The sequence below is a fragment of the Metallosphaera sedula DSM 5348 genome (assembly GCF_000016605.1).
GTDB lineage: Archaea > Thermoproteota > Thermoprotei_A > Sulfolobales > Sulfolobaceae > Metallosphaera > Metallosphaera sedula.
This window is the reverse complement of sequence record NC_009440.1, coordinates 145,073-170,185: the sequence shown is the minus strand read 5'-3', so window position 1 is coordinate 170,185 and position 25,113 is coordinate 145,073. Positions and strand designations below refer to the sequence as shown.

The 25,113-nt window shown below is 46.7% G+C and carries 28 protein-coding genes and 1 tRNA gene; 11 read left to right on the top strand and 18 right to left on the bottom strand.

Annotated elements, in window-relative coordinates:
* Window positions 1-2: 2 nt before the first annotated feature.
* Window positions 3-1,094, top strand: a complete 1,092-nt coding sequence (truD, locus tag MSED_RS01080) for a tRNA pseudouridine(13) synthase TruD (RefSeq protein WP_048060223.1) — start codon at window positions 3-5, stop codon at window positions 1,092-1,094.
* Here truD and aspS read toward each other — a convergent pair whose 3' ends face one another.
* The gene (gene aspS, locus MSED_RS01075; RefSeq protein ID WP_011921350.1) at window positions 1,095-2,384 is read right to left on the bottom strand and encodes an aspartate--tRNA(Asn) ligase; all 1,290 of its coding nucleotides are present in this window, start codon (window positions 2,382-2,384) and stop codon (window positions 1,095-1,097) included. It abuts the gene before it with no gap.
* A complete protein-coding gene (locus MSED_RS01070; protein ID WP_011921349.1) occupies window positions 2,384-2,890 on the bottom strand; it encodes a transcription elongation factor NusA in 507 nt (168 codons plus the stop codon). The genes aspS and MSED_RS01070 overlap by 1 nt, the downstream gene beginning before the upstream one ends.
* A 70-nt stretch (window positions 2,891-2,960) precedes the next feature.
* Between MSED_RS01070 and MSED_RS11910 the strand changes: the two genes are divergently transcribed.
* Entirely contained in the window at window positions 2,961-3,131 is a 171-nt protein-coding gene (locus tag MSED_RS11910; RefSeq protein WP_011921348.1) for a 50S ribosomal protein L40e, read from the top strand.
* Here MSED_RS11910 and MSED_RS01065 read toward each other — a convergent pair.
* Entirely contained in the window at window positions 3,118-3,681 is a 564-nt protein-coding gene (locus MSED_RS01065; RefSeq protein WP_011921347.1) for a nucleotidyltransferase, read from the bottom strand. The two genes, MSED_RS11910 and MSED_RS01065, sit on opposite strands and share 14 nt — an antisense overlap.
* 59 nt (window positions 3,682-3,740) lie before the next feature.
* Between MSED_RS01065 and MSED_RS12120 the strand changes: the two genes are divergently transcribed.
* Window positions 3,741-3,852, top strand: a tRNA-Cys gene (locus tag MSED_RS12120).
* A gap of 45 nt (window positions 3,853-3,897) precedes the next feature.
* Window positions 3,898-5,523, top strand: coding sequence for a thiamine pyrophosphate-binding protein (locus MSED_RS01060; RefSeq protein WP_048059948.1), 1,626 nt, complete (start codon window positions 3,898-3,900; stop codon window positions 5,521-5,523).
* 6 nt (window positions 5,524-5,529) lie between these two features.
* Here the strand turns inward: MSED_RS01060 and MSED_RS01055 are convergent, their stop codons facing one another.
* Together MSED_RS01055 and MSED_RS01050 are read right to left on the bottom strand one after the other, a co-directional pair.
* The gene (locus tag MSED_RS01055) at window positions 5,530-6,639 is read right to left on the bottom strand and encodes a GMP synthase (glutamine-hydrolyzing) (RefSeq protein ID WP_011921345.1); all 1,110 of its coding nucleotides are present in this window, start codon (window positions 6,637-6,639) and stop codon (window positions 5,530-5,532) included.
* Entirely contained in the window at window positions 6,639-8,042 is a 1,404-nt protein-coding gene (locus tag MSED_RS01050) for a cobyric acid synthase (protein WP_011921344.1), read from the bottom strand. The genes MSED_RS01055 and MSED_RS01050 overlap by 1 nt, the downstream gene beginning before the upstream one ends.
* Window positions 8,043-8,059: 17 nt before the next feature.
* On the opposite strand from MSED_RS01050, the gene MSED_RS01045 reads away from it, so the two are divergent.
* Together MSED_RS01045 and MSED_RS01040 are read left to right on the top strand one after the other, a co-directional pair.
* Window positions 8,060-8,800, top strand: a complete 741-nt coding sequence (locus MSED_RS01045) for an adenosylcobinamide-GDP ribazoletransferase (RefSeq protein ID WP_048059947.1) — start codon at window positions 8,060-8,062, stop codon at window positions 8,798-8,800.
* The gene (locus MSED_RS01040) at window positions 8,767-9,675 is read left to right on the top strand and encodes a cobalamin biosynthesis protein (protein ID WP_011921342.1); all 909 of its coding nucleotides are present in this window, start codon (window positions 8,767-8,769) and stop codon (window positions 9,673-9,675) included. The genes MSED_RS01045 and MSED_RS01040 overlap by 34 nt, the downstream gene beginning before the upstream one ends.
* Here MSED_RS01040 and MSED_RS01035 read toward each other — a convergent pair.
* Window positions 9,604-10,620, bottom strand: a complete 1,017-nt coding sequence (locus MSED_RS01035; protein ID WP_011921341.1) for a zinc-dependent dehydrogenase — start codon at window positions 10,618-10,620, stop codon at window positions 9,604-9,606. The two genes, MSED_RS01040 and MSED_RS01035, sit on opposite strands and share 72 nt — an antisense overlap.
* An 86-nt stretch (window positions 10,621-10,706) precedes the next feature.
* On the opposite strand from MSED_RS01035, the gene MSED_RS01030 reads away from it, so the two are divergent.
* The 3 genes from MSED_RS01030 to MSED_RS01020 are packed head-to-tail and all read left to right on the top strand — an operon-like array spanning window position 10,707 to window position 13,906.
* On the top strand, window positions 10,707-11,273 hold the full coding sequence (locus MSED_RS01030; RefSeq protein WP_011921340.1) for a M48 family metalloprotease: 567 nt from the start codon (window positions 10,707-10,709) through the stop codon (window positions 11,271-11,273).
* Between the two features lie 25 nt (window positions 11,274-11,298).
* On the top strand, window positions 11,299-13,437 hold the full coding sequence (locus MSED_RS01025; protein ID WP_011921339.1) for a xanthine dehydrogenase family protein molybdopterin-binding subunit: 2,139 nt from the start codon (window positions 11,299-11,301) through the stop codon (window positions 13,435-13,437).
* The gene (locus MSED_RS01020) at window positions 13,427-13,906 is read left to right on the top strand and encodes an RNA-binding protein (RefSeq protein ID WP_225938824.1); all 480 of its coding nucleotides are present in this window, start codon (window positions 13,427-13,429) and stop codon (window positions 13,904-13,906) included. Before MSED_RS01025 ends, MSED_RS01020 begins: the two co-directional genes overlap by 11 nt.
* Window positions 13,907-13,979: 73 nt before the next feature.
* Here MSED_RS01020 and MSED_RS01015 read toward each other — a convergent pair whose 3' ends face one another.
* Window positions 13,980-14,294: a winged helix-turn-helix transcriptional regulator gene (locus tag MSED_RS01015; protein WP_011921337.1), complete on the bottom strand. Its 315-nt coding sequence runs from the start codon at window positions 14,292-14,294 to the stop codon at window positions 13,980-13,982.
* A gap of 91 nt (window positions 14,295-14,385) precedes the next feature.
* Here MSED_RS01015 and MSED_RS01010 point away from each other — a divergent pair, with 91 nt between their 5' ends.
* Window positions 14,386-15,297 carry an ornithine cyclodeaminase family protein gene (locus tag MSED_RS01010; RefSeq protein ID WP_225938825.1) on the top strand — a complete coding sequence of 304 codons (912 nt, stop codon included), beginning with the start codon at window positions 14,386-14,388 and terminating at the stop codon, window positions 15,295-15,297.
* The gene (locus MSED_RS01005; RefSeq protein ID WP_011921335.1) at window positions 15,282-16,412 is read left to right on the top strand and encodes an aminotransferase-like domain-containing protein; all 1,131 of its coding nucleotides are present in this window, start codon (window positions 15,282-15,284) and stop codon (window positions 16,410-16,412) included. Before MSED_RS01010 ends, MSED_RS01005 begins: the two co-directional genes overlap by 16 nt.
* Here MSED_RS01005 and MSED_RS01000 read toward each other — a convergent pair.
* From MSED_RS01000 to MSED_RS00950, 11 genes are all read right to left on the bottom strand, one after another.
* On the bottom strand, window positions 16,409-17,464 hold the full coding sequence (locus MSED_RS01000) for a M24 family metallopeptidase (RefSeq protein ID WP_011921334.1): 1,056 nt from the start codon (window positions 17,462-17,464) through the stop codon (window positions 16,409-16,411). The two genes, MSED_RS01005 and MSED_RS01000, sit on opposite strands and share 4 nt — an antisense overlap.
* Window positions 17,465-17,521: 57 nt before the next feature.
* Window positions 17,522-18,352, bottom strand: coding sequence for a zinc ribbon domain-containing protein (locus tag MSED_RS00995; RefSeq protein ID WP_011921333.1), 831 nt, complete (start codon window positions 18,350-18,352; stop codon window positions 17,522-17,524).
* A 148-nt stretch (window positions 18,353-18,500) separates the two neighbouring features.
* A complete protein-coding gene (locus tag MSED_RS00990; protein WP_011921332.1) occupies window positions 18,501-19,205 on the bottom strand; it encodes a class II glutamine amidotransferase in 705 nt (234 codons plus the stop codon).
* Complete coding sequence (locus tag MSED_RS00985) at window positions 19,198-19,884, bottom strand: MBL fold metallo-hydrolase (protein WP_011921331.1); 687 nt, start codon at window positions 19,882-19,884, stop codon at window positions 19,198-19,200. The genes MSED_RS00990 and MSED_RS00985 overlap by 8 nt, the downstream gene beginning before the upstream one ends.
* 48 nt (window positions 19,885-19,932) lie before the next feature.
* Window positions 19,933-20,808, bottom strand: a complete 876-nt coding sequence (locus tag MSED_RS00980) for a ribokinase (protein ID WP_011921330.1) — start codon at window positions 20,806-20,808, stop codon at window positions 19,933-19,935.
* Window positions 20,805-22,016 carry a bifunctional hydroxymethylpyrimidine kinase/phosphomethylpyrimidine kinase gene (gene thiD, locus MSED_RS00975; RefSeq protein ID WP_011921329.1) on the bottom strand — a complete coding sequence of 404 codons (1,212 nt, stop codon included), beginning with the start codon at window positions 22,014-22,016 and terminating at the stop codon, window positions 20,805-20,807. The genes MSED_RS00980 and thiD overlap by 4 nt, the downstream gene beginning before the upstream one ends.
* 146 nt (window positions 22,017-22,162) lie before the next feature.
* On the bottom strand, window positions 22,163-23,350 hold the full coding sequence (locus tag MSED_RS00970) for a glycosyltransferase (protein ID WP_011921328.1): 1,188 nt from the start codon (window positions 23,348-23,350) through the stop codon (window positions 22,163-22,165).
* 101 nt (window positions 23,351-23,451) lie between these two features.
* Window positions 23,452-23,703, bottom strand: a complete 252-nt coding sequence (locus MSED_RS00965) for a hypothetical protein (RefSeq protein WP_048059946.1) — start codon at window positions 23,701-23,703, stop codon at window positions 23,452-23,454.
* Window positions 23,704-23,717: 14 nt separating this feature from the next.
* Entirely contained in the window at window positions 23,718-23,912 is a 195-nt protein-coding gene (locus MSED_RS00960) for a hypothetical protein (protein WP_048059945.1), read from the bottom strand.
* Window positions 23,913-24,051: 139 nt separating this feature from the next.
* A complete protein-coding gene (locus MSED_RS00955) occupies window positions 24,052-24,381 on the bottom strand; it encodes a 4Fe-4S dicluster domain-containing protein (protein ID WP_011921326.1) in 330 nt (109 codons plus the stop codon).
* 112 nt (window positions 24,382-24,493) lie between these two features.
* Window positions 24,494-25,108, bottom strand: a complete 615-nt coding sequence (locus tag MSED_RS00950) for a trimeric intracellular cation channel family protein (RefSeq protein ID WP_011921325.1) — start codon at window positions 25,106-25,108, stop codon at window positions 24,494-24,496.
* Window positions 25,109-25,113: the final 5 nt, after the last annotated feature.

Here is a 25,113-nt window from a genome sequence, read left to right as displayed (position 1 = left end):
GAATGAGTTTACTGGACTTAGCAATAGGAATAGAGTTTAAGGTGCATAGATGGGCTTCAATTCGTGCAGAAATTCCAAGGCCTGACGGCTTTCGGGTAACGGAGGAGATTGACGGAAAACCGTGTACAGCCTGGAGAGGATCAGAGAGTGGCAAATATGCCGTTTATCTCCTGAGAAAAAGAGGAATGGAACATAATGCGGTTATGTCCAGGCTGGCCTCTATTCTCGGTGAAAAACCAAGGTACCTAGGAATAAAGGATACTAATGCAGTTACGGAGCAACTAATATACGTAACGAGGAAGTCAAAGGATTTCCACAGGGAGGAGTCCTTTTCCATAGAGTTCATGGGATTCACTTCGACAAAACTGAACCACACCGGTAACATTTTCTCCATAAAGCTTGAGACAGGGGATAAGGAGGAGCTCAAAAGAAGGGTCAACACCATAAAGGGTGAAGGCGTTTTACCAGCCTTCATAGGGTATCAAAGGTTTGGAACCAGAAGACCCATAACGCATCTGGTAGGGAAGGCCTTAACTCAAAGGGACTGGTGCAAGGCGGTGGACTTCATTCTAGGTTATCCCTTCGTGTGGGAGAACGAGAACATCAGGCTATTTAGAGAGGAATACATGAAAGGGGAGGTAAAAGAGGAACTTCTCAGGAAGATACCGAGCCAGGAGAGAAACATTTACCTTGAGTTGAGGAAGACCGAAGATTGCCTCTCTGCTCTCAGGAAATCGCGGGTTAAACTTAGCTTTTATGTGGAGGCTTATCAAAGTTACCTTTTCAACAGGGTGCTATCCAGGAAACTAAGATATTCCACAGTGCACGAGAGGGATGAGATAACCATTCCCACGGATCCCAAACAATGCGACGCAGAGTGCCTGGAAGTCTTCGAGGTTGAAGGGATACAGAGGGGCAGTTTCCACATTGAGGAACTGGGAATATCCCTTAGACCTGTGAAAAGAAACGCTTTCATGAATGTCAGAGGCCTGCATTTTGACGGCGAGTTCGTAACGTTTTCCTTGGAAAGAGGGATGTATGCAACTGTGGTTCTATCTGAGATCCTAAACGCCGATCCAAAAGAGTTCACTTGATCATGGGACCAATCTCTTCTTGTCCCTCGGGAACAAGGATACCTCCTTGACGCTCTGAAGACCGGTAAGCATTAACATGAATCTCTGAAGTCCCATTCCAAACCCGGCGTGAGGCGGAATACCGTAGTCGAACCACTTCAGGAAGAACTCAAAGTTAATTGGATTGAGACCCCTTGCCCTTAGCTCCCTCTCCAAAACCTCCCTAGTATGGTTCCTGCTACTCCCTGACACTAGTTCAAGCCATCTATAAACCAGGTCGAAGCTCTCACTAATCTTGGGGTTATCCTCTCTCCTTTTAGTGTAGAAGGGACGGGCTTCAGCTGGCCAGTCAGTGATAAAGTAGAGATCCTGCTCCAGCACCTTGTTAAGTACCCTCGACTCTGGAGTACCTATATCATCCCCAAACTTCGTGGGTAGACCCTGGGACTGGAGTATCTCTATTGCCTCCTCGTAGGTAACTCTCTTAATGGGCCTGGTGATGGATGGGAGTCTATGATTAAGTATGGCCAGATCGTTTTGATGGTTTCTCGCCACGTTCTCAAGTACGTTGGCTATCACATCCTCAACTATCTTCATTACATCGTTGTAATCAGCGAAGGCCATCTCAACGTCCATACTAATGAACTCGGCCAGGTGATAGGGAGTATCAGACTCCTCGGCTCTCCAAGCTGGAGCAACCTCAAAAACCCTCTCCACGGCACCAGCCAACAGCTCCTTATACAACTGCGGGCTCTGAGCTAGGAACGCCTCCTTCCCGAAGTATATAACGGGAAAGAGTTGAGCACCTCCCTCCGTCCCCGTGGCTATAATCTTTGGTGTAAATATCTCGTAGAACCCGTGTTTGTAGAGGGTCTCCCTGAACGTCCTCACAGCTGTGGATTGAATCCTTATCATAGCCTGCATTTCCTGCCTTCTCAGGTCCAGTAGCCTCTCCTTAAGCCTGACCTCTATATCTGCTTTGACCTTATCGGAGACGTCAAGCGGAAGAGGAGCCTTAGCCTTACTGAGGATCCTCAGCTCGCTACAGGACACCTCAACTCCATTTGGTGCTCTCTTATCAGCCTTAACTGTCCCCTTAATCTGAATGGCTGATTCCTGACTTAGCTCCTTTGCGACCTCAAACGAAGGAGATGTCTTATCCACTACTACCTGTCCTATTCCGCTCTTATCCCTGAGAAGAATGAACTTCTTTCCACCTAAGTCCCTAACGTTATGAACCCAACCCGCTAAAACAACTTCCTTTCCATCCAGATCAGGTGTTACATCCTGGATAAAGTGTGTCCGGAGCATTACTCAACCCTTATTTTGACCTTAGTGTCATGTATCTTAGATAAAGCGTTTTCTAGATCTACAGCGTTGGCTGGCAAGAGCCTCTTCTCATTCTTTGCTACTCTTATCACATACTGAACTGAACCGTCGGGAAGCCAAACCGTATTCACACCCAGGACCCTTGCCGGGGAGAGAAGCTGAACAGCACTATTCTTTATGCTCGTGGTCTTCTCCAGGATTCTAACCTTAAGCTTTAGCTTATCCTGAAGCGCGCGAGCTATCTTAATCCACTTAGAGGAATCTATGGAGGGCGGACTTTCAACCAGAAGGATCAACAAGTTTCCAGACCTAATTGCCTTATAGTAGGTTGCATCCTTTAACTCCCTGAACTGAGTCTCCTCTAAATCCAACAAAGCTTCCATTACCTTGACCTCAAACTGATCAACTTGGCCACTATCCACTAGGCTTTGGCAACGATTGCAAAGAAGGCCGCTCCTCACACAAAGATAATCAAGAGGAATTTTCATTCTAAGTCCACACTCCCTTTACCGCAATACTTTTGAATCTAGCTATTATATAAGTACTGGGTAGGAACGGATGCCTTTAACAGATCAGGCAAAAATTCAGATAGTCCAAGAGAGAGTGTTTATAAAGAAGGTGTGCAGAAACTGCGGTGCCCTTAACTCGATCAGGGCTACAAAATGCAGAAGATGTCATAGTACAAATCTCAGACCAAAGAAGAAGGAGTTGCCAACTAAGAGAGCTTGAACCCAAGGGAAGACAATCTCTCTCTCACGCTTTCGCTATTTTCTTCGAAGGCTTCGCTGTGTTGCTTCAAAAGTTTCAAGTCTATTTTTAGTTTCTTCTCTCCTATCAACTGAACAATTCTCTTCAGCTCCTCCTCGTCTTCCTCCCTGAACGCATTAGCCTTGAGAAGAATATAGTCTTCTAGTTTTATGACCTTGAACGTGTCCTTTCCTATTTCCCTCTCCTCTGCGCTCTCTATTACAACGGGCGGGACAAAGAAGTCCTGTATATTCTCATAGAAATCCACTTGCAACTGCTCGTCGCCCAGGGGAACTACTATTCTAGGCGTATCAATGGGGGTAGAGCCCATATCCCAACCCCTCTCATCCGCAAGATCGCGAAGAACGTCATACTCAACTAGGACGCTGAAGTTAGTGGGAAATAGATCCACGTCGCTCTCGGTTCCCTTCCTTCCTAAAGACAAGTCCACCACAGTGTCGCCTATTATTACGAAGTCCATTTTTTCCTTTATTTGGCTCAAGATTTCTCCAATTTTCTCAAATGCGATCAACTAAACCACACATGATCAACCACAATTACTTTATAATTTTTTACTCCAACTCTAATACCGCCGGGGTGGCCGAGCGGTCTAAGGCGGCACTACCATAGGTAGCGCTAGGGGCTGCAGTGGGTTTCAGGTTGGAAACCCGTTATTTCGCGGGTTCAAATCCCGCCCCCGGCTCTCAAGTTTATATTGACCAGTTTCTGGTATTATAGCGATCCAACTTTGAGCCAGCCTAAGAGGAAAGAGGAGACCGTAGGTAGGGAGATGACGGGAGATGAGGCATTAGCTTACGTCCTTAAGGAAATAGGAGTTAAGCGAGTGTTCACCTCGAACGCAGTCCCAGATTTCCTTAGGGAGAGATTAGCCCAGTATGGCCTTGAAATAGATATTTCCTTGAGTGTAAGGGAGGCTCTGGAACTGGCAGACGCTTTCGCCAGGGATTCAGGAGATGCTGGAGTTGTAATCAGCACTCCAGGAAGCTCATTACTCGAGGGTAGCAGTGTAGTGGCTCAGGCATTCTCCGATTCCGTTCCGCTACTCATGATCGGTACATTGAGGTCCTATAGGGATGTGGGAAAGGCTAGAGTTGGCGAACTGAAGTCACCTGACGACGTATCAAGTTCCCTCTCACCCTTCATCAAGTTCAAGGAGAGGGTAATCAGCATAGAGGAGATTACAGTCACTGTGGAGAAGGGGTACAAGGAAGCTCTGAGCAATAGAATGAGGCCCGCTCTTGTGGAGATAGCAGAGGAGCTTTTCCGGTTAAAGGCATATCCACTCTCTACCGCAGAGCAGAAGCCTGAGAGGAAGACGCCAGACAAAAACACAGTGGCCAAGGTGGCTGAGGTAATGGGAAACTCCAAGTTGCCTGTAGTGGTTGCAGGGTATGGAGTTAGGGCAAGCAATGCGTCACCTCAATTATTGGAACTCGCGGAGTTACTTGACGCGCCGGTGATCACAACCTTTAGAGCCAAGGGAGTTTTCCCGGCCTCACATCCGCTCTACGCAGGCGAGGGATTGGGAGCATTTTCCACGGAAGTTGCTTCCAAGCTCATGATGGAAGCAGACTCGATTCTAGTACTTGGGTCTAGATTGCCTCAACTTAGTACTGCCGGCTGGTCCATGAGGTATAAGGGTTTCCTCATGCACAACAATGTGGATGGAGAGGATATAGGCAAGGTAGTAATGCCACAACTTCCCATTGTTGCAGACACAGGCCTCTTCCTTAAGGAACTGATAACAATACTCAAACAGAAACTAAAGGAAAACATCAAGAGGGAGGTGAGAAGCGAGATAGCGTCAAGCAGGAGAGTGTTCACCATGAAACCCCACTCGGGACTATGGCCATATGACGTTACTAGGCTTCTACAACAGTTCAAGTTTTCGAGATACTTCGTGGATTTGAGTGCCCCAACTCTCGACCTGGTTAGACTGCCCATCGAGAGCCCTGTGTGGAACACGAGCGAATCAATTCTCGAGAAGGGAATAGGTGTCGCTGGTGTGCTGCAGTCCAACGATCCAGGTGCCCTCGGGATTACTGACCTAGCTGGTGTACTAAGAAATGTTGGCCTCATTCAGCAAAGGGCTGAAAAGGCGAAGGGAGTAATCCTTGTGCTCAATGACGGGGGAGCCACTTACCTTGACACGTTCAAATCGGACATACCGTCTATAGGAAAATCGGGAACGTTTGTGGACGTGGATGAATTCCTAGAGAGATCCACGGGGGCAGTCACAGTGGATACCTACGGAGGGTTGAAGGACATCCTGGAGCGGAGAGACCCTAAGCTCAAGGTAATAAACGTGAAGATAGATCCGGATTACGAGTCAATCGTTCTTCTAAAACCATAAGCCTTTTTACTCAAATTCTATCGTGGCCGGAGGCTTAGTTGTTACGTCGTAGACGACTTCTCCTACTCCAGGAATTCTGAGTAATTCATCCGCTATCCTTGAAAGTAGTGAGGGATCTATCTCAACGATATCGGCGGTCATAAAGTCCTCGGTGCTAACTGCCCTGATGGCCACAGTATACTTTCCTTTAGTAGTTCTCACCCTCATAAGGGCTCTAGTGTATTCACCGCTGGTTATTTTTTGAGATATCTCCCTTATCTGGGTGTAATTATCCCTGAGGCTGAACGACGCCATCTTTCCGTAAGTTCTAACGTCTCCCTTAACCCCCGTTGACTTTACGGAGTAAACCATGATTTGGTCGTGAAGTAGTTCCGATAGTTTCGTATCAAGTGAGGAATTGCTCTCAAACACCGCAGCAAAGTATTGGGAAGGTCTCAGGGGCTCAAGTAGGTCTTCCACAATTGCATTGCTCTTCCTAGTTATCTCCAGTTTCTCCTTGGACAGTCTTCCAACGCATCTCACCAGAAGCCCTGGCCCGGGGAAGGGCTGCCTCTCCGATATTTCCCTGGGAAGCCCCAGGTACCTAGCCAGTTCCCTTACCTCATTCTTGTATAGGTCAGCCAACGGTTCCACTAAGGAGAAGCCCCAGGTTTTTTCAGTATTTATGCCCAACTGGACTAGCACATTATGTTGCGTCTTGATTCCGCCCTGGGTTTCTATCCAATCAGGTGCAATGGTGCCCTGAACCAGGAACCTAGAATTTTCCTGTGCCACGATCTCAGAAATAGTTGAGTAGAAGACATCTCTGAATTTCTTCCTCTTTTCCTCAGCGTCCTCTAGACCCTCTATTGAGCTTATGAACCTCTCGCTCCTGTCCACTATCTTGAGGGGCATAACGCTCTTCAAGAGATCCTTGACCCTATTGGCCTCATTCTCCCTGAGAAACCCCGTGTCTATCATGACCGGAGTGACCTTGTCCCCTAAAATCCTATACATCAAGGCTGCGGCGGTTGTACTGTCAACTCCACCACTCACTGCAGCCACAACCCTATTGTCCCCGACGACTGACCTGATCTGAGGCTCTATCTCCTCAATAAACTTCTCTGGAGAGAACATTAAGCGTGTTTAACCATACTATCCATATAAATCTGTTCTATTGCGTCAAGATCTAGCGTATCCCTTAGGAGATGGTACACCTTATCCACCGAGGTGCTTATCTCTTCCTCTATGGATCCAGCCCTGAGTTTTATCCCGAAATCCTCAAGGAGTCTCCTACCCCCCTCAGAGAAGAGGGAACCGTGAACGCTTAATCCCACGTACTGACCATTCCTAGATCCGTCATAAATCTCAACGTGCTCATGATTTCTCTTCGTGATGAGGAGGAGGGGTTTGCCTTCGATGTACTCTATCTCCCCCCTCCTGATCTCATATCCGCGTATCAATCCATACTCCGATTCCCCAAGGGATAGGGAGACCACCTTGTTCCTCCTGAATCTCACGTTGATTGGAAGAAGATTTAGACCCTCATAAGACGAGGGCTCTCCAGCCTCTAGTCCGTAGGGATCGTGGAGAGTTTTACCCATTATCTGAAACCCACCGCATACCCCAAGGACAGGCTTCCTCCTCAAGACCTCCGTGAAACCTCTCTCCACTAGCCACGAAAGTGACAGTTTAGTGTTCCTGGTTCCGGGCAAAATGATAAGGTCGGCCTTGCTTAAATGGGACGGCCTGGTAACGAACCTGAGCCTAGCATTGGACTTCTCGAAGACGTGAAATTCATTGAAGTTACTCATGTATGGGTAGGCGACCACGTCAACTTCCAGCTCGCCATCCCCTAGATCAGACACGTTCATGGAGTCCTCGGCCATTATTCTAAGCCTATCGTCATACGGGATAATTCCTAGATATTTCATGGAGGTCTTGGACTCAAGCCAGGATATGGCTGGTTCCAGTAACTTCTCGTCTCCTCGGAACTTGTTGATGATAAATCCCCTTAACTTGTCCCTAACCGATGACGGCAACATCTGGTAAATCCCAAAGGCTGAGGCGAAGGCTCCTCCCCTATCTATATCCAACACGAGAATGGCCTGGATACCTTCCTGCATGAGCTTGAAACCTGTGATATCCCTTTCCATGAAGTTTGGCTCTCCGAGCCCGCCAGCGCTCTCCACAACCATGTCCTCCCTAACACTTGACCTAATCTTTTCCCAATACGTAGTTAACCTCGAGTAATACTCATTGGGCGAAAAGTTGCCTTGTGACTCCCCCCAGAAGATTACCTCGATCCCTTTTCCTGAGGGTTTAAGGAGAATAGGGTTCATGAACCTCTCAGGTTGTAGACCACTTCCCATGGCTTGAAACGCCTGAATGAAGGCTATCTCCCCACCGTCATGTGTGGGGTAACTGTTCAGCGACATGTTCTGCGCCTTAAAGGGAATCCCCCTGAAATGCCTTACCAGAGCGGATGTGACTAGCGATTTGCCGGAATCGCTCATGCTGGAAGATATTATAATCGCCATGTCACCAGTATGAGAGTGTGCGAGTATTAAAGGGAATTTTGGGACAGCTAAGCTTCTTTACTGTAATTCCAGCGGGAAAGGTAGACTTCGAACTGGTAATGGAATACGCTTTCCTCTCACCCCTGGTGGTTGGGATAGTAACTGGAGTTATAGACTACCTAGCTATCCTCCCGCTTTACCTTATCCTAGGTCATTTAGCCTGGGTTCTCCTGATTCCTGTGGTCGAGGGGGTGAGGGGGTTCAATCACCTGGACGGACTGCTCGATTTCGGTGATGCCCTCATGATAAGGGGGACACAGGAGGAGAGGAGGAGGGCTCTAAGGGACGTGGCAGTAGGGGCCGGCGGTGTGGGTCTGCTGGTTGTGTACCTCACGATATTTTACGTTGCAACACAGGTAATGGGTGGGACAGGATTTACTACCTTGTATCAACTAATCTCGGCGGAGGTCCTTTCCAGGGTTGTAGGTCTGCTCTCCCTTTCGATCTCTAAGCCCATGGAGGGGAGCTCGCTGGGTAAGGCTTTCCACGAAAGACTTAAGGGAAAGTGGCCAGTCCTACTTGTTGAGAGCGTCCCATTCCTATCCCTCTGTTCCCTGATAGTTACTGCTATTCTTACGATTCTATTTGTATACGCGGGGAAGAGGGTGCTGGGAGGTTCTTCGGGGGACCTAACCGGTATGGCGATAACATTAAGCTTCCCCATCATGCTGATCAGTGAAGTAAAATGCTACCCATTCTCATTGCCTCACTTGCTTTAGACCTAGTGATGGGTGAGCCACCTACCTTCATACACCCTGTGGTGTATGTTGGGAGGATATCGGAGAAGCTGATAAGGCCATTCAAGGGAAAAGTCTACGGAGTAATTCTGTGGCTAGCCTCGGTAATCCCAGTCCTTCTACTGTGCCTGACGCCCCTGTATTTACCCAGGTTAATAGAGGCAATCCTGCTTGTTCTCGTTCTGAAAACCACCTTCTCGATCAGGATGTTATACATGATTGTGAGATCGTCTATTCCCTTGAGGGAGGAATCTAGAAGGATTGTGCAGAACATAGTCAGAAGGGATTTGAGAGAGGTCTCCTTGGGTCACGTAGCATCGGCGTCCATAGAGTCTCTCTTTGAGAGCCTTGTTGACGGGATAACTTCCCCCCTGTTCTGGTTTCTCTTGCTTGGGCTTCCTGGAGCCTTACTTCAAAGGTTTGCCAATACCATGGATAGCATGGTTGGGTATAAGACCCCAGACCTGATTAATGAGGGGTACTTCTCAGCAAGGATGGACACTGCTCTAAACTACGTTCCTGCGAGATTGACCGGACTAATGATGCTACTTGCCGGTCTTCTCCTGGGACTGAACGTGAGAAACGCAATTGTCACCCTACGCAACACTAAGATGGAGAGTCCCAACGCTAGGTACCCTATAGCTATAGCAGCTGGCCTCCTCGAGGTCAGACTCGAAAAGATAAATGCCTACTCTGCAGGTTCAGGGAACCTTCCAGACTCTAGGGACGTGGAGAGAGCCTTAGCCTTGTTTAGGCTTACCTTGCTTCTCTATCTCCTTTTCATTTTAACTAGTTATTACTACCTTTATGGCGTTTCCTTGTTTGGCTACCCTTACGGCCTCGTGGAACTGCTCTAGGTCATATCTATGTGTCACAAGCTTCCTTACATCAACCCTTCTCTCAGAGATGAGTTTCAGGGCCTCCCTTGTGTCCTCCTCTACAGCTGCATTACTGGGAATTACTGAGATTTCGTTGTTAAGGAGCTCGCTAATATCGTAGTTGAGTATCGTTCCTTTGTAGGGAACCCCAAACAGTAGCACCCTACCTCCCTTCCTCACAGAGTTCAGACCTGAAAGGATAGCTTGAGGAGCCCCTGAGGCTATTATCGCCACATCTACGCCACGACCATCCGTGGCCTTCTTCGCTTCCTGTTCCACTTGGTGTTTGGTGGGATTGAGCAAGAGGGAAGCACCTAGAGATTCAGCGAAGTTCAACCTGTACTCCGATACGTCAGAAATGATTACGTTTGACACTCCCATGTCCTTAATCTTTAGAAGATGTAATAGCCCCATGGGACCTGCACCGACTATGAGAACCGAGTCGTCCCTCGATATTCCTACGCGCCTCTGGGCCCTAACCACTGTAGCTAGGGGCTCCACGAAGGAACCCTCCTCAAATGAAACGTTACTGGGCAATACGAGTATTCCTCCTTTCTCCACGTTCCACGCTGGCACCCTGAAGAACTCGGCGAAGCCCCCAGGATCTAAGTTCGTCTTCCTATAATACGGGCACATGGTAGGGCTTCCCTTCTTACAGTAATAACATTCGTAACATGGGACGTGATGATGTGCGAATACCCTATCCCCAGGCTTAACTGCGTCTGACATGGATTCGGCTACTACCCCAGCGGGCTCGTGTCCCAGTATGGGTTGAGAGGCCGTGTATTGTCCGCACATTTTCTCTATATCTGTTCCACAAAGTCCACATGCCTTCATCTCCACAAGGACGTCGCCCTGACCCAGCTTGGGAATTGGGACTTCCTTGAGTACTGCCTTTCCTCCCTCCATGATAATGGCTTTCATGGTACAATTCAAATCCCCCAATAATTTAAAGTGAAAGTGTTGGCGATCTACTCAAGATTAAATAGTACTACGGCCCATAATATCACGTGTTATTGATTATTTTCATCTTAGTCTGTCTCTCAGTATTAACGGGTCTGTATTTCTCAGTCCCGGCCATATCCCTTAAAAGGTATAGGGAGATTAATGGAGAGTCCCTAACTGATCTTAAGCTGAGAACAGGCCTTGAGTTTTCGGTAAGGGTGAAGGAAGACCCACTCGTTAATGCCTTATCGCTCCCAAACAACGTGATAGTGGTTACGTCAGGACTGGTCAAGGAGGGTACGGAGAGCTTAACATCAGCTATTGCCCATGAGCTAGGCCATCTCCAGGGGAGACATCACCTTAAGACCTTCATCTTATTGTTAGGGATAACGAGCATCTCCATTTATCTTCTCGACGTGGATGTGGTTCTAGGGCTTGGCCTAATGTTAATAGGTATAGTTCTTGTGAGGTACGTTTCTAGGCACTTTGAGTACTCAGCGGATAGGTTTGCCGCGGAATTGGTGGGAAGGGAACGGTATACGCGTCTTCTTGCGCTTCACATGAACCCTAGGGAGAAATCGTCTCCTCTTTCCACGCATCCTACAGTGTTAAATAGGCTTAAGAAGATTTAAAGTACCCTCTATCTAGTAAAAACAAATGAGATACGTAGGTAAACCTGTTAGAAGGGTTGAGGATCCGAAGCTTATAACAGGAAGGGGTTCATTTGTTGACGACATCCAGATACCGGGGACCTACTACGTGGCCTTTGTAAGATCTAAATATCCACACGCGCGGATTAGTGTTAAACCAAGTCAGAACGTTTTCACTGGTTCTCAAATAAATCCAGGGAAGGATTTTCCTATTCCGTCTAACGAAGTCATATATGCAGGTCAACCTATTGCAGCAGTGATCGCCAGAGACCGATATGAGGCTTACGATCTTTTAGAGAGCGTTGAAGTGGAATACGAGCAACTACCCTATGAAACAGATCCCTTCAGGGCCATGGAAGACAAGGTCAAGGTCTACTCTAAGGCTGAAAGTAATATTTACGCGAAAAAGGAGTTCGTTGGAGGAGAAGCGAAGAAAGAGCTGGAACAATCTCCAATCGTGTTATCCGGAGAACTCCATAACCAAAGGATTATAGCTTCGCCCATGGAGACCAGAGGGACTCTAGCCTGGTTTGACGGTAATAGGCTGAACGTCTGGTCCTCTACTCAGTCGGCGCACTATTTAAGGAGAAACCTGGTGAGCTTCCTGGGAATACAGAATATCAGGGTCATTCAACCAGACGTGGGAGGGGCCTTTGGGAGCAAGATAATAACTCACCCAGAGGAATATGCGGTGAGCTTCCTTGCCCTTAAACTTGGGATCCCCCTAAAGTGGATACCCACGAGAACAGAGGAGATGCTGAGCGCTGGACATGGAAGAGATAAGTGGCTGAGATACAAGGTTGGTGTAAAGAGGGACGGAACTATCACGGCAGTTGTTGGAACTGTGGTGGGAAATCTAGGGGCTCCCTATCGTGATGCCAACGACGATGATTCTGGGAACGTCATGAGCGCCGCTAGGATGCTCCCTGGACCGTATAGAATAAAGCATGGGTTTGTCGCTGCTTACAGCGTTAACACTAACCTAACTCCGACTACCTCATATAGGGGAGCCGGTAGACCAGAGGCTACCTATTTCATTGAAAGTATAATCGAGGAGATAGCTGAAGAGCTGAAGCTGGACCCGCTAGAGGTCAGGCTCAGAAACGTGATAAGACCTGAGGAGATGCCCTACACTAACGTGTTTGGTATAACCTATGATTCCGGAAACTACCCAGAGTTACTAAACTCAGCTAAATCATACTATGAACAACTTAAGGCTGAAGCTAAAGACAACCAGTGCGTAGGACTGGCGATGTACGTTGAAATAACAGCGTTCGGCCCCTGGGAGACAGCCAGGGTTTACGCTAAGTACGACGGAAGGATAGTTGTGGTCACTGGCACTGGACCGCACGGCCAAGGTGATGCAACTGCTTTTGCACAGCTCGCAGCCGATGCCTTGGAAATCTCCATGGATCTTGTGGAGGTCAGGTGGGGAGATACTGATGTGATTGAAGATGGAATTGGGACTTGGGGAAGTAGAACAGTTACTATTGGAGGCTCGGCAGTAATAATGGCTTCTCAAGAACTTAGGAAAAGGCTAACAGAGGCTGGCGCGAAAGCCCTTGAAGCTGACGTAGAGGAGGTAGAGTATAGGGAGGGCAAAGTGGTTCATAAAAAGACTGGAAAAAGTCTAGAGTTAGCTGAGATCATCAAGTCAGCCTATAAGCTCGGTATTTCCCTTGATGTGACCTCCGTCTATCCGGTCAAAAAGCCCACATCACCTTATGGAGTTCACATGGCATTAATGGAGATAGATAGGGAGACTGGACTAATTAGCGTGAAGAAATACATTGCCGTCGATGACGTGGGGAACGTTATTAATCCCCTATTGGCTGAGGGACAGATCCACGGAGGTGCGCTTCAAGGAATAAGCCAGGCCTTATATGAGGAGGCCGTAATTAATGATGGTACCTTACAGAATCCTACCTTTGGCGACTATGCGTTACCCACAGCGGTAGAGACCCCACGCTTCACATGGAAGTATCTCACCAACGGTCTTTCACCCCATCCCACTGGAAGCAAGGGAATAGGCGAGGCCGGGACGGTCGTAGGAACTCCGGTTATATCCAATGCGATCTCCAGTTGTCTGAAGAGGAAGTTCAGTACCATGCCTATCTTATTGGAGAAGGTATTAGGTGACCAGTAGGTTGCAGAGACATCTCCTTTCCCAAAAGGAGGCCAAGGAGTTCAAGGAGAAAGTTAGAAATCTCTATGGTGTAGATCTGACATCAGATAAGATCGAGATAGGAAAGGAGAAAAGACAACTGTTTTACTTTGTGGATGATGTTCTGAGTTTTTTCGGCGAGAATCTGACTCCAACACTATGTTTCCTTTTAAAGCACAGAACTAACCTTCCCTGGGTAAAGATAGACGAGGGCGCAGTGAAGGCTGTCGCCAGAGGAGCAGACCTTTACGCGCCTGGCGTTGTGGAGCATTCTGGAGACGTGAAACCGGGCCGTCTTCTTGTGGTAAAGACGAAGCTTGATCAGCCAGTCGCCATCATGAATACCGTGGAAGGGGCAGACGAAGCCCTAAAGAACAAAAGGGGGAAAGTGGCGTCTGCATTGCACTGGATCGGAGATGATATGTGGAATTTATGCAGATCGAAATCTTAGACTGGAATCATTAGATTTTCCAGAGAATATCATGAAACCAATTTCCTTCAAGAAAGCCTGGTCATGTCATGCCTTAACTCTTTCCCCTTTTCTTAAGTTTCTGAAGCTCTTCCCTCAATTCCTCAATCTGCTTCCTAAGCATGGAGATCTCGCCCTCGTGTATTTCAACTATCTTGGTTATTCGTTCAATTGGATTCTCTGACGCTAAAATTAGTTTCACGTTCCCACTCTCGTCCATGGACACGTAACCTAACCTAACAAGTTCTCTTACATATCCCTTTGCGGTTTTAGGTGAGACCTTAAGGAAAAGAGCTATATCCTGGATGTTTATTTCTCCTTTGTTTCTAATGATGTTAACAATATCCTGCAGTCTGGGCGTTAACTCCATAAAATCAATGGTTAAACCGTTCTATTTTTAAGCAATTGGGCCCCTATCTTACTGAGGACCTTCATTGACGCTTTTAATAAAGGAGAATGAGGTGAATTCCCTTCTAAGCTTTAAGGATGCATATGATGCCTTAAGGGAAGCATTTATCCTTGAAGATAACAAGAAGGCTGTAAACACAAAAAGAATTAGGACGTCATTTTCAGGGTCTACCCTTACCTATCAGGCTGGAGCAATGGAGGGGTATATTGGCTTTAAAACTTACATAAGGGGAAACTTTGTGTCGCTTCTTTTCTCGGGTGATGGAGAGCTTCTCATGATATCTGAGGCCGATAGGTTATCTCTCCTGAGGACAGGTGCTCTCTCGGTACTTGCTTCGGACATCATCAGGAGAGACTACTCGTCTGTAGGGATAGTGGGACTAGGAAAGCAAGGAATAGCCCAGGTTGAGGCTTTCCATTCTCTTAAACCTGGGCTCAAGATCATGGGATATACAAGGAGCCAGGAGAGAGAGGCAAGGGCAAAGGAAGCTCTCTCAAAGATGGGAATTAGGCTCGAGACAGTTCCCAACTTGAAGGATTTAGTTTCAAGGGTGGAGGTAGTGGTTACTATAACTACCGCGACTTCTCCGATCCTGAAACTGGATTATCTGAAGGAAAGGGCTCACATAAACGCCATGGGATCTAATCTACCTGAAAGGGTAGAGCTTTTCCCAGAAGTGATCAAGGCGTCTAAAATAGTCGCGGTGGAGGATAAGGAACAGGCGAAGGAGGAGGCGGGAGATCTAATCTTAGCCGAGAAGATGGGAATGATGGACTGGAACAAGTTAGTCACACTCTCCGAGTTGGTGAGTGGGAAGGTTTCCGTGGAGTCTGGATTAACTATTTTCAAGTCAGTTGGCATAGGCCTAGAGGATGTTAGTGTCATGAAGAGGCTCTATCTTAAGGCCAAGGATAAGGGAGCTGGTACAAAGCTGGAGGTAAGAGGAAAATGGTCTCAAGGATAGGAAGAGAAATAGAACTCTCGCCCGTGGAGATGGGATCTAGGCTCGGGCGTAACGTAAAAATTAACATGGCCAGCGGGTCACCCGATCCGTCAACTATTCCAGTTGATGAGATAGGAAGAGCCTACGAGGAAGTGCTGGCCGACCTGGGCCCAAGATCACTTTTCTACCCAGGTGCTGGAGGTCAGCAGGAGCTAATTGAGGAGGTGAACAAATATCTTCCTGCCATAGGCTTGAGAAGTAAGGATCCGATAGTCATAACCAGCGGTGCTCAACACGCCATAGAGTTGCTGTCGAAGTACTTCCTCGAGAACGGGACAGTTGTGGTGGAGAACCCAACCTTCGTGGAGACTTTTTCAGCCTTTAAGTTAAGGGCTTCGGTCACGATACCCGTCACTGTGGATGGAAAGGGTATTTCCACAGATGAGCTGGAGCTCGTTACCAAGATAGTTAAGCCAGATCTAGTCTACGTGATACCGGACTGTCATAACCCTGCTGGAGTGAACTTGAATGAGGAAAGGAGGAAGATACTGGTTGAGTTGGCTGAGGAAAGGGACTTCTATGTGATAGAAGACGACCCTTACAGACCCATAGCTGGGTGCGTTCCAGCTCCATTAAAAAATTACGATCGTAGTGGCAGGGTCATACACGTCAGCAGTTTCAGTAAGATCTTGGCACCGGGTCTAAGGATAGGTTTCGTGGTAGCCCCTCCAGAAATAGCGGAGAAGTTGAGCCTCATGGAACAACTGGACTTTTCCACTTCAACTCTAAATCAGTATGTCGTCTCGCGCCTTTTGAGATCTGGATTCATTTTATCTAGAACGAAGATTCTTCCAGAGCACTACAGGAAGAAAATGAAAGTCCTTGTGGACTCCCTAACGGATGCAGGGATATCAGAGTTTAATCAGCCCAGTTGCGGGTTCTTCCTTTTGCTTGACCTTAAGAGGGATGCCCATAGAGTTTTGGAGGAAGCGGTAAGGCAAGGCCTAGCTTTCGTTCCTGCTAAGGACTTCTTCCTACGGGGCGGAGAGACAATGGCTAGGCTGAGTATCACAGTTCCCAATGAGGAGCAGATCAAGGCCGGAGTTGAGATACTGAAGAGGGTTATTCGAGGCTAGACTTGATAGATCTCCTTAGGCAAGGAAGAGAGAACCTCCGCCCTGTCTCGCATAATGACCATGTCCTCGATTCTAATCCCAAATTTCTCGGGTATGTAGATCCCAGGTTCTATGGTAAAAACGGAGTTCCTAGGTATCACATCGCCGTTGTCGGGAGAGATGTAGGGGAACTCGTGAACGTCTATTCCAATTCCATGTCCGGTTCTATGAATGAAGTATTTACCGTAGCCCCTACCTTCTATGACGCCTCTAGCCCTTTGGTCTATCTTCATCCCCGACAATCCATAGGTGGACTCCTCAGCCTTTACCACAGCCTCGTGAACTATTTCCCAAATTTTTGTCACCTCCTGTGATGGCTTCCCAATAGTAACGACCCTTGTGGTATCTGTGGAATACCCATGGTATTTGATACCAAAATCCACAATCACAGGTTCTCCTTTACGCACTTTCCTCTCAGTGCATCTCAGGTGTGGCATTGCCGTGTTTGGACCTGAGGTGAGGATTGTAGAGAAGGATGGCGTTACTCCATTCTCCCTGAAAATCCCCTCCAATATCTGCGACAAGCGACATTCCGTCTCCCCCTCCTTAACCCTCGAAATAAATTCCATGAAGGATTGCTCTGCAATTTTCAACCCTTCCTTCATTATCCCTATCTCCTCCTCATCCTTAACTGATCTTATTGGAGCTATGAGTGGTGAAACCAGGATTAGGTCCGATGGGGAGAACCTATTAAGTATACTAACTAGAAACATTGACCAAAGTTGGTCGTCGATAGCAAGAGAAGAACCTTTCTTGATCTGTAAAAGAGAATAGGGATCTTCTCCGTCCACGTAAGTTCTTACTTCTAGGCTGAGACCTGATAACTGTTGTTCATACATCTTTGGGGCTATCATGTAATCCTGTTCTCCGAGTATCAGGAGGATCGGTCTCTCCATTGGTTCCTCCGTGAAACCCGTGAGGTAAAACATGTTACTTCCAGGGCCCAGAACAAGGTAGTCCGCCTTTCCCTTTAGACGCTCCTTTACCCTTTGTACCCTGTTCTTATAATTCATGACAGAATAGTAGATAGCTAGATAAAACGATTTACCTTGGCTTGACCACTCGTACTATTAACAGGTATAGTAACACTTCAGTGCGAGGTTATATGCAGCGTTGAAGTCCCTGTCCACCTTATATCCGCACGCTGGACACACGAACAGGGATCCCATAACTTCACCTTTCTTGTACCCGCACTGGGAACAAACCTTCGAGGTGTTTCTAGGATCCAATCTCCTGAATCTTATCCCTTTCTCCAACAATTCCCTCTCCAGTTCATCTTCGATCAGTTTGAGACCTCTGCCTATCTTCGCGTCATATAATCTCAAATCCTCCAGCGCGACAATCTTAGGGCTTAACTCGACAAGGAAATCCATCAACTCCCTTAAAGATATCCTGACCTTTTCCCTTATCTCCCTGACATAGGAGAGTCCCTGCGTCTCGCTCATGTATTTAGTAAAGGTCTCCATTATACTACCGTTACCTATGTACTTTGATTTGTATATCTTTCCGTTCTTGGTAACTGCAACCACTGTGAACAGGTGTCTTATTCCTAGATCTATTCCCACAATAGGGTCCTCCACTGGATACGCAAGATATACCCTAATGCTATCCTCAAAGTCCACTATGGCATATAGCGGAGTTCCTGGAAAATCCACACTCACAATTGCCCCTACCTTATCTAGCTTGTAAACTGGTCCTTCTCCGATTAATTTCAGGGGGCCTATCCTTGGCTTCGTATAAATTACGTTCATGTCCTTCAGGCTGGGAGGGGGAGAGGGCTTGGTCTTTACTCCTGATTTCTCTAACGTTTTATAGTAGGACACGTAGTAAACTATGTCGCTGTGTATAGTTTTTAGCTTACCGTAATCAATTATTTTGGCCTCAACCAAATGTTCTTTCATAAGAATAATTATTCTTCCACATGTTTATGAACTTAAGCCATAGATCTTCTAGAAAGAATATCTGAATTATTTGATTGTAAAAACCCAAGATTAGTCTCAAGGTATAAACTCTTGCCCTGCCATGTATTAAACTAGCTGGGAATTGAACCTAGTTGATCCTGTATACCCTATCAAGGGGCAATTCTTTCCCTCTCCCCCCTAGATAGTAGTTGACCGTGGCAGAATAAACGTAGGAATCGTGAGAATACATCTTGTAATACTCCTCCATCTCTCTCATGTTATTTCTATTATAATAGTAGTACGCAAATAATTCGGGCCCTGTCCCCTCAGCATAAGAGAGAAGAGCTGAATTTAAACTGGTGGCATTTCCCTTTAATCTACTCATCACTCTCAAATACGCCGTAGCTGGATCCATGGAGGAGACCTCCTTAGCTATTTCCCTGAGTATCATATAGCTATCAGTATATGGCAAATCGGAGTCTTTGAACGCGGATCTGGAGACTGAACCGTTGTGGGCGAAGAAGAGGTCATAGGGGCCTGCCCTTATGTGGTATGGATGAGCGTGAGAAACCCCCGTGAGAAACCTTTTCAAAGTCTTCCTAGCGTGAATTATCCCGACTATCCTTTCTCCCCTAATCGTATATAGAATTGAGACGTTTTCATCAGCGTACATAGGTCTCGCAGACGCATATTGAAATCTACTCCATTCACCATCCAGTACATAGATGGCGTATCCCCATCCGTCTGGATGCGAGTTACTGGAAAGAACGTCTTTCCTTGAAGATTTCATGAGAGCTCCTATAACTTCGCCGTCAATTTCCCCCTTTCCCGCGAAGGCGACAAATCTACACATCCAAACTCAACCCGTCCTTAGCGAGTAAGGCCTTGCCCTTCACGGAATTCTCAACCTCACCCTCGAGCTGTGCTGGGACGTGAGTTAGGACAGGGTTCCTAAACAGGTTAATCGCCTCCTTAACAGAGGTATGTCCCCATTCCTTACAGTTCTCTAAGCAACTGGCTTCATGGATAACCAGGTCAACCCCTGATATCTCTCTTAGCACTGTATCACAGGGCTCCAGGGTATCGCCTGAGTAAAGTACTCTCCTTTTTCCGTCTGTGATGATATAGGACACGGCGTATATCTTATGACAGGCTTCCAAGGAATAGACCTCTAGATCACCTATTTTTCCTGAGGGGAGGTGGTCTTCCATAACCTGAGCTGAAATGTTATTAGTCTTTTGGTAGACTCTAAGTACCTCTGAAAATCCAGGCGGAGAGAATACCTTGAGTTCTGGTACCCTATCGATTTGTCTTCTCACGAGATGATCAAATATTCCAGAGAAATGGTCAATGTGCAAATGGGTTATGAAGACGGCGTCAGGAACTACGCGCATGTCCTCCAATCTCATGTTAATACCTGACCCAAAATCCAACACAATCTTCCCTTCCTTCCCCTCAACTAGTATTCCTGCCTTAAACCTTCTCGATCCTGCGGTACTTCCTGCCCCTGTACCTAGAAATGTGATTTTCACTCCTATACCCTCTCATCTGCGTCCTCTAGATCACAGAGACCTGGACACTCATGGGAGTGGGATTTCCGGGTACTTTTCCTTGATCTCTTTCCACGTTGGTCCAAGCGCTCCATAAGTGGTAACTGAGTACGAGGCTATAATGTTTGCCTTTTCAACCGCGGTCTCCAGGTCGTAATCCCTTTCAAGGAAAACCGCCAAAGCTGCATTAAAGACGTCGCCTGCGCCAGTGGTATCCACGGGGTTTACCTTGATTGTGGGTATCCTCACCGACTTGCTCTTGGTATAGATTATTGCACCGTTTTCTCCAAGAGTCACTATCACAGCACGTTTGACCCTCTTTAGCAATATCTGTGCTCCATACGACATATCATCTGAATTACTGATCTCCTGGAACTCAACCTCATTGGGGGTTAATATATCCACATAATTGAGTATTTCAACATCATTTAACTCTGCGGGAGCGGGGTTCAAAATCCTGATACCGGAAAACCCTGACAGTGCCCTCTTCACCACATCTTCCCTGATCTCGAGCTGAGTGAGCAATACTTTCCCCTCTAGACACCCGTCTAGGTCCTCTGGGGTTAATTCGTAGTTTGCCCCTCGGTTCACCACTATCATAGTCTCTCCACCACCATTGAGTAAGATGTAAGCCGATCCGGTATGGGCATTCTTCACCCTTACACATGAGGTATCCACGCCCTCAGAGCTGAGAAAGTTTATCGCATTTTTACCATTCGCGTCATTTCCGACTGCGCCTACGAACCTCGCTCTTGCTCCCAATCTAGAAGCTGAGACTGCTTGATTGGAGCCCTTTCCCCCATGACCTACTCTGACTTCCTGAGCAAATACTGTCTCTCCAGGTATAGGAAAGTGATTGAGCTTGAACGTCATATCAAGGTTATAACTTCCCACTACGGTTATCAATTCCTCAGGACCTCCAGTTTCTCCATAATCTCACTTAAACTGTTTCCCACCAAGACTGCCCTCCCATCTATCATTACCAGATCGCCGTAAATTCCACTTTCAGAAATTTTCAGTTTACCGCCCTCACAAGCATTTAATATCTCGTTTGTCAAGGACACCAAAATACCAAGCCTCTTGCCAGTTTGTTTCAAGGCCTTGTGTACTATATTGTAGTACCAGTTCACCACAATGGGACCATCTACCTTAATCCAGTCAATGTACCTTATGATCCCCCCGGCTAAAGTTGCGAAATCCCCATACTCTGTTAGGACACCAATGTTCATTTTTTCCTCATGAGTTATCATTTTCTTAACGATTTCCTTGTTCCTTTCAAGAAATTCCACAAGTCTCTCGAGATCCTCCCTGGCTTGGTTAATCTTAACCACCCTCTCCACAGAGGAGAAAGGATCCACTGGCCCGTTCCCGTGACCAATTGCAAGAGAGAATTTGATTGCCTCACTTACAACTTTCTTAGCCTCCCTTAACGCGTCGCGTAGATTAAGACCCTTGCTCAGAAAGGCCGTAATTGAGGCGGAAAATACATCACCACTCCCGTGAAGATTATCGGTATTTATTAATTCTCCACGTAGCTCAATCTCATCGCCATCAACGACTGCGAAATCATATCCTCCAATGGCTTTCCCTCCCTTTACCACAACGTTTACACCCAAGCTCTTATAGAGGTGCAATGCTGTATTTCTTAGATCATCTCGAGTTCTTATCCTAAATCCAGTTAGTCTTTCCGCCTCATATTTGTTGGGGGTTATTATCAGGGATTTTCTAGCTAGCCTCACTATATCCCTTACCACTTCCTCGGTTACTAGAGGGTAACCACTCTTTGATATCATAACTGGGTCTAGGACTAGGTTAATTCCATATTGTGTCAGCTTTCTCTCCACAGCGTCAACTATCCTGCTCGATGCAAGCATTCCTGTCTTGGCATACTTAACCTGAAAGTCCTCCATTATAGTATCGAATTGGGACTCCACAAACTCTGGGGGGACTTCCAGGACCTTGGTGACTCTAGCTGTATTCTGGGCAGTCAAACCAGTTATGACAGATACGCCGAACACGCCAAGAGATGTAAAGGTCTTGAGGTCTGCCTGAACTCCAGCCCCTCCTCCTGAGTCACTTCCTGCTATTGTCATCGCAATGGGTCTTTGCATCATGTCAAGGTAAATGTGGATGGAGTTAGAGATATTTCTTTGGATTCAAGTCCCATCAATTGGGAGAAGGTAGATCCTGCCTGTCATGAACTATCTAGTACAATACCATGAATACTCGGACTCAGAGAGCCAGCATCTCAACTACGCATCTATGGTCTCGGCACATCTACCGTGATCTTACCAGACCTTTCCGTCTTACTCCATCCCTTAGGTGCGCCAGCCAATTCTAGAACAATGGAAATTAAATGGAGACTTATGGTAAAATTAAGATATAATGCGGATAGAATTATATAAATTGTTTCAATCATATGTCTCCTGGATATCATAATTATTAGAAGAAGAGTCATCATGGACGAAAACGAGATAATAGCAGCTATAAGGACGTGCAATTGATATGAGTAAATAAAGACAAGGGAATAGTTCGCCAAGCTTAAAACCATGAATACTGGAGTGCCTACTAACATAGCTGCATCTACCAACCTCCAAGTAAACTTAAACCTAGAGATCCTCATGGTAAGCTCAAAGTTACCCCTGTACCACCTTAATCTCTGCCTAACTAGTGAACTGAATGTAACCGGGACTTCCCTCCAGCTCTGAACAGAAGGTGAGTAAACGATCAAATAGTTCAAGCTTGTTAGTTTTAGGCTGAGATCTAGGTCCTCTGTAAGTACATTCTCGTTCCAACCTCCCACTTTCTCCAAGGCATCTCTCCTAACGAAACTACATGTACCCTCAAGTGGTACGAAAAGGCCTGCTCTGGCCCTTCCTGAAATCGAGTACTCACTGAACAACTCTTCTAGCGAGGCTAACCTAGCCACTATGCTTTCCCTAACATTGATGGGGACTAACCTTCCCTGTACGCCTCCTACTCTAGAATTAGAAATAAACTTCTGGGCTACATAACCTAACACGTCAAGTCTAGGTACAGTATCGGCGTCAAATACGCCTATAATATCTCCCCTTGATATTTTCAATCCATAATTGAGGGCTCTGCTCTTCCCATTAACGACATTGCTCTTTTCCAGATGGACACATTTGATAATACTATACATTTCTGAAAATTTATTGCATACCCCTAACGTGTTGTCTGTAGATCCGTCCTCTAGGACAATTATCTCATACTTTGACCTATCATATTCTTGGTTAACTAGCCTTTCAAGGAGTCTCCCTAGGACTTTCTCTTCGTTCCTCACCGGAACTAACAAGGAAAAGGATGGGCCTGAGGAGGTTTTGGGCTCATCGGATTTCCAGGACAACCCGTAGATAGCGAAGGCAGAGTTATAGACGCTCCATATGGATACTATGATACTAAGTCCAATTACAATGTCATCAAGCATTGAAGATTATTCTCTGGACTCCTAATATATCTTGCCGGTACCCTAAACCTCTAAAACTTGACTTTATGACCGAGAACTAGTCTACAATAAGAAAGAAGGTATTATTGAATCCTTATTCCGTGAATCTCTTCTACTAAGTTCTTTAACTCCAGCATTGTTAGAGTCATATCGAGCTTGGCCCTCCTGATCCCATAATTGCTTCTTCTCTCCATTAATTTACCCGCACCGTAAATGGCTAAACCTGTCACAGTCGTTAAATGAAATGGATCGTCTAATCCAAAGGCTATGAACTTACCTACCCCCTGTATTACCTTACCACGGGGCTCATAATCACCCAATAAATCTTTCATGATAACGATATTGTCGGCTACTCTTTAATCAGAATTGGCTGAAATATTCTTCTGATCCAGCTCCTATTTGCCCTTTGGGAATACCTGCTCTGTTGCCTTGCTAACTTTAAAGCAAGTCTCTTACTAATCCTGAACCTCTTGTTTCTTCCGGTCCACCCAGCGTTGTACAACTTTGACCTGTTACCCAACATGTCGTTGTAAACCTTGAACAATATAAGACTATTCTAAACTTAGTTTGATCTTGATTTACAACCTCTACTACGTAAGAAGAGATCTGGATACCATCTCCTCATTTTAGAAAGTCTGGAAAACAAAGTAGTGCGTAGGACCTTGCCATAGAAGGGGAAAAAGTTATGGAGGCTTCACATCTATTGCTGCCACTGGGCATACATTCACGCAGGCCATACAGAATATGCACGCCTGTTCATTGACCGGGTCCGCCTTCTTTTCGCTGGCCGGATGACCAGGTGTATCGTACCACTGAAACACGTTCACTGGACATGCGTTTATACATGAGCCATCGGCTAAGCAGAGGTCGAAGTCCACCCCCACTATGGTCCCATGAATCCCCAGTGCCTTCTCCTTTGGAACTGGTGGAGGGTCAGCCGGCGCATATACCTTGTGGCCAGCGTGATCCCCGGTTACTGGCCTAGATGTCCTGAAGTTGGGATCGATTCCCATGGTTTATCCGACCACTACTATCCACCACACTAAAAATAATTTGACCCCGAACATTTACGTGATACTCCGAACGGGAATTTTCCTTCACCCTTGAATTACACTTTCCCTGTGCCTAACGGCTCAGGCCTACTTTCGGGAGTTCCCACTTTCTTAGTATCGCTACTATTCTAAGGACGGTTACGAACACAAACGTAGAGATAAGGGCAGAACTTCCCCCTAATAAACTGTAGGAGGGATAGAAGATTAGACCACCTAGAATCGTGGGGGTAGCATAGAAGTCCCTTTTCAAGACGCTCGGAACCTCATTGGAAAGAAGATCTCTAACTACTCCTCCCCCAACTGCCGTGATTGAGGCCAATATCGCTACCCCTATTACGTTGAGTCCATGCTCTATGGCTATCTCTGCCCCCGTGGCGGTGAAGGTACCTAGCCCTATGGCGTCAGCGATAAGTAGGGCCTTTGAAAGGTTCTCTATGTACCTGTAAAAGAACACTGCAAGGACAGAGCCTAAGATGGCGAGTAGTGGATAATCCATTACCCTAAGGTTGGTTGGAGGATAGATACCGAGAAGGATATCCCTGATTATACCTCCCGCAAGTGCTGTGGAAAAACCCAGTACAAACACGCCCAACAGGTCCAGCTTCTTCTCAAAGGCCTTTAAAGAACCTGATATCGAGAAGGATACTATCCCCACCAGGTTCAGCGCGGATAGGATGTCCTGTAGCATGATTC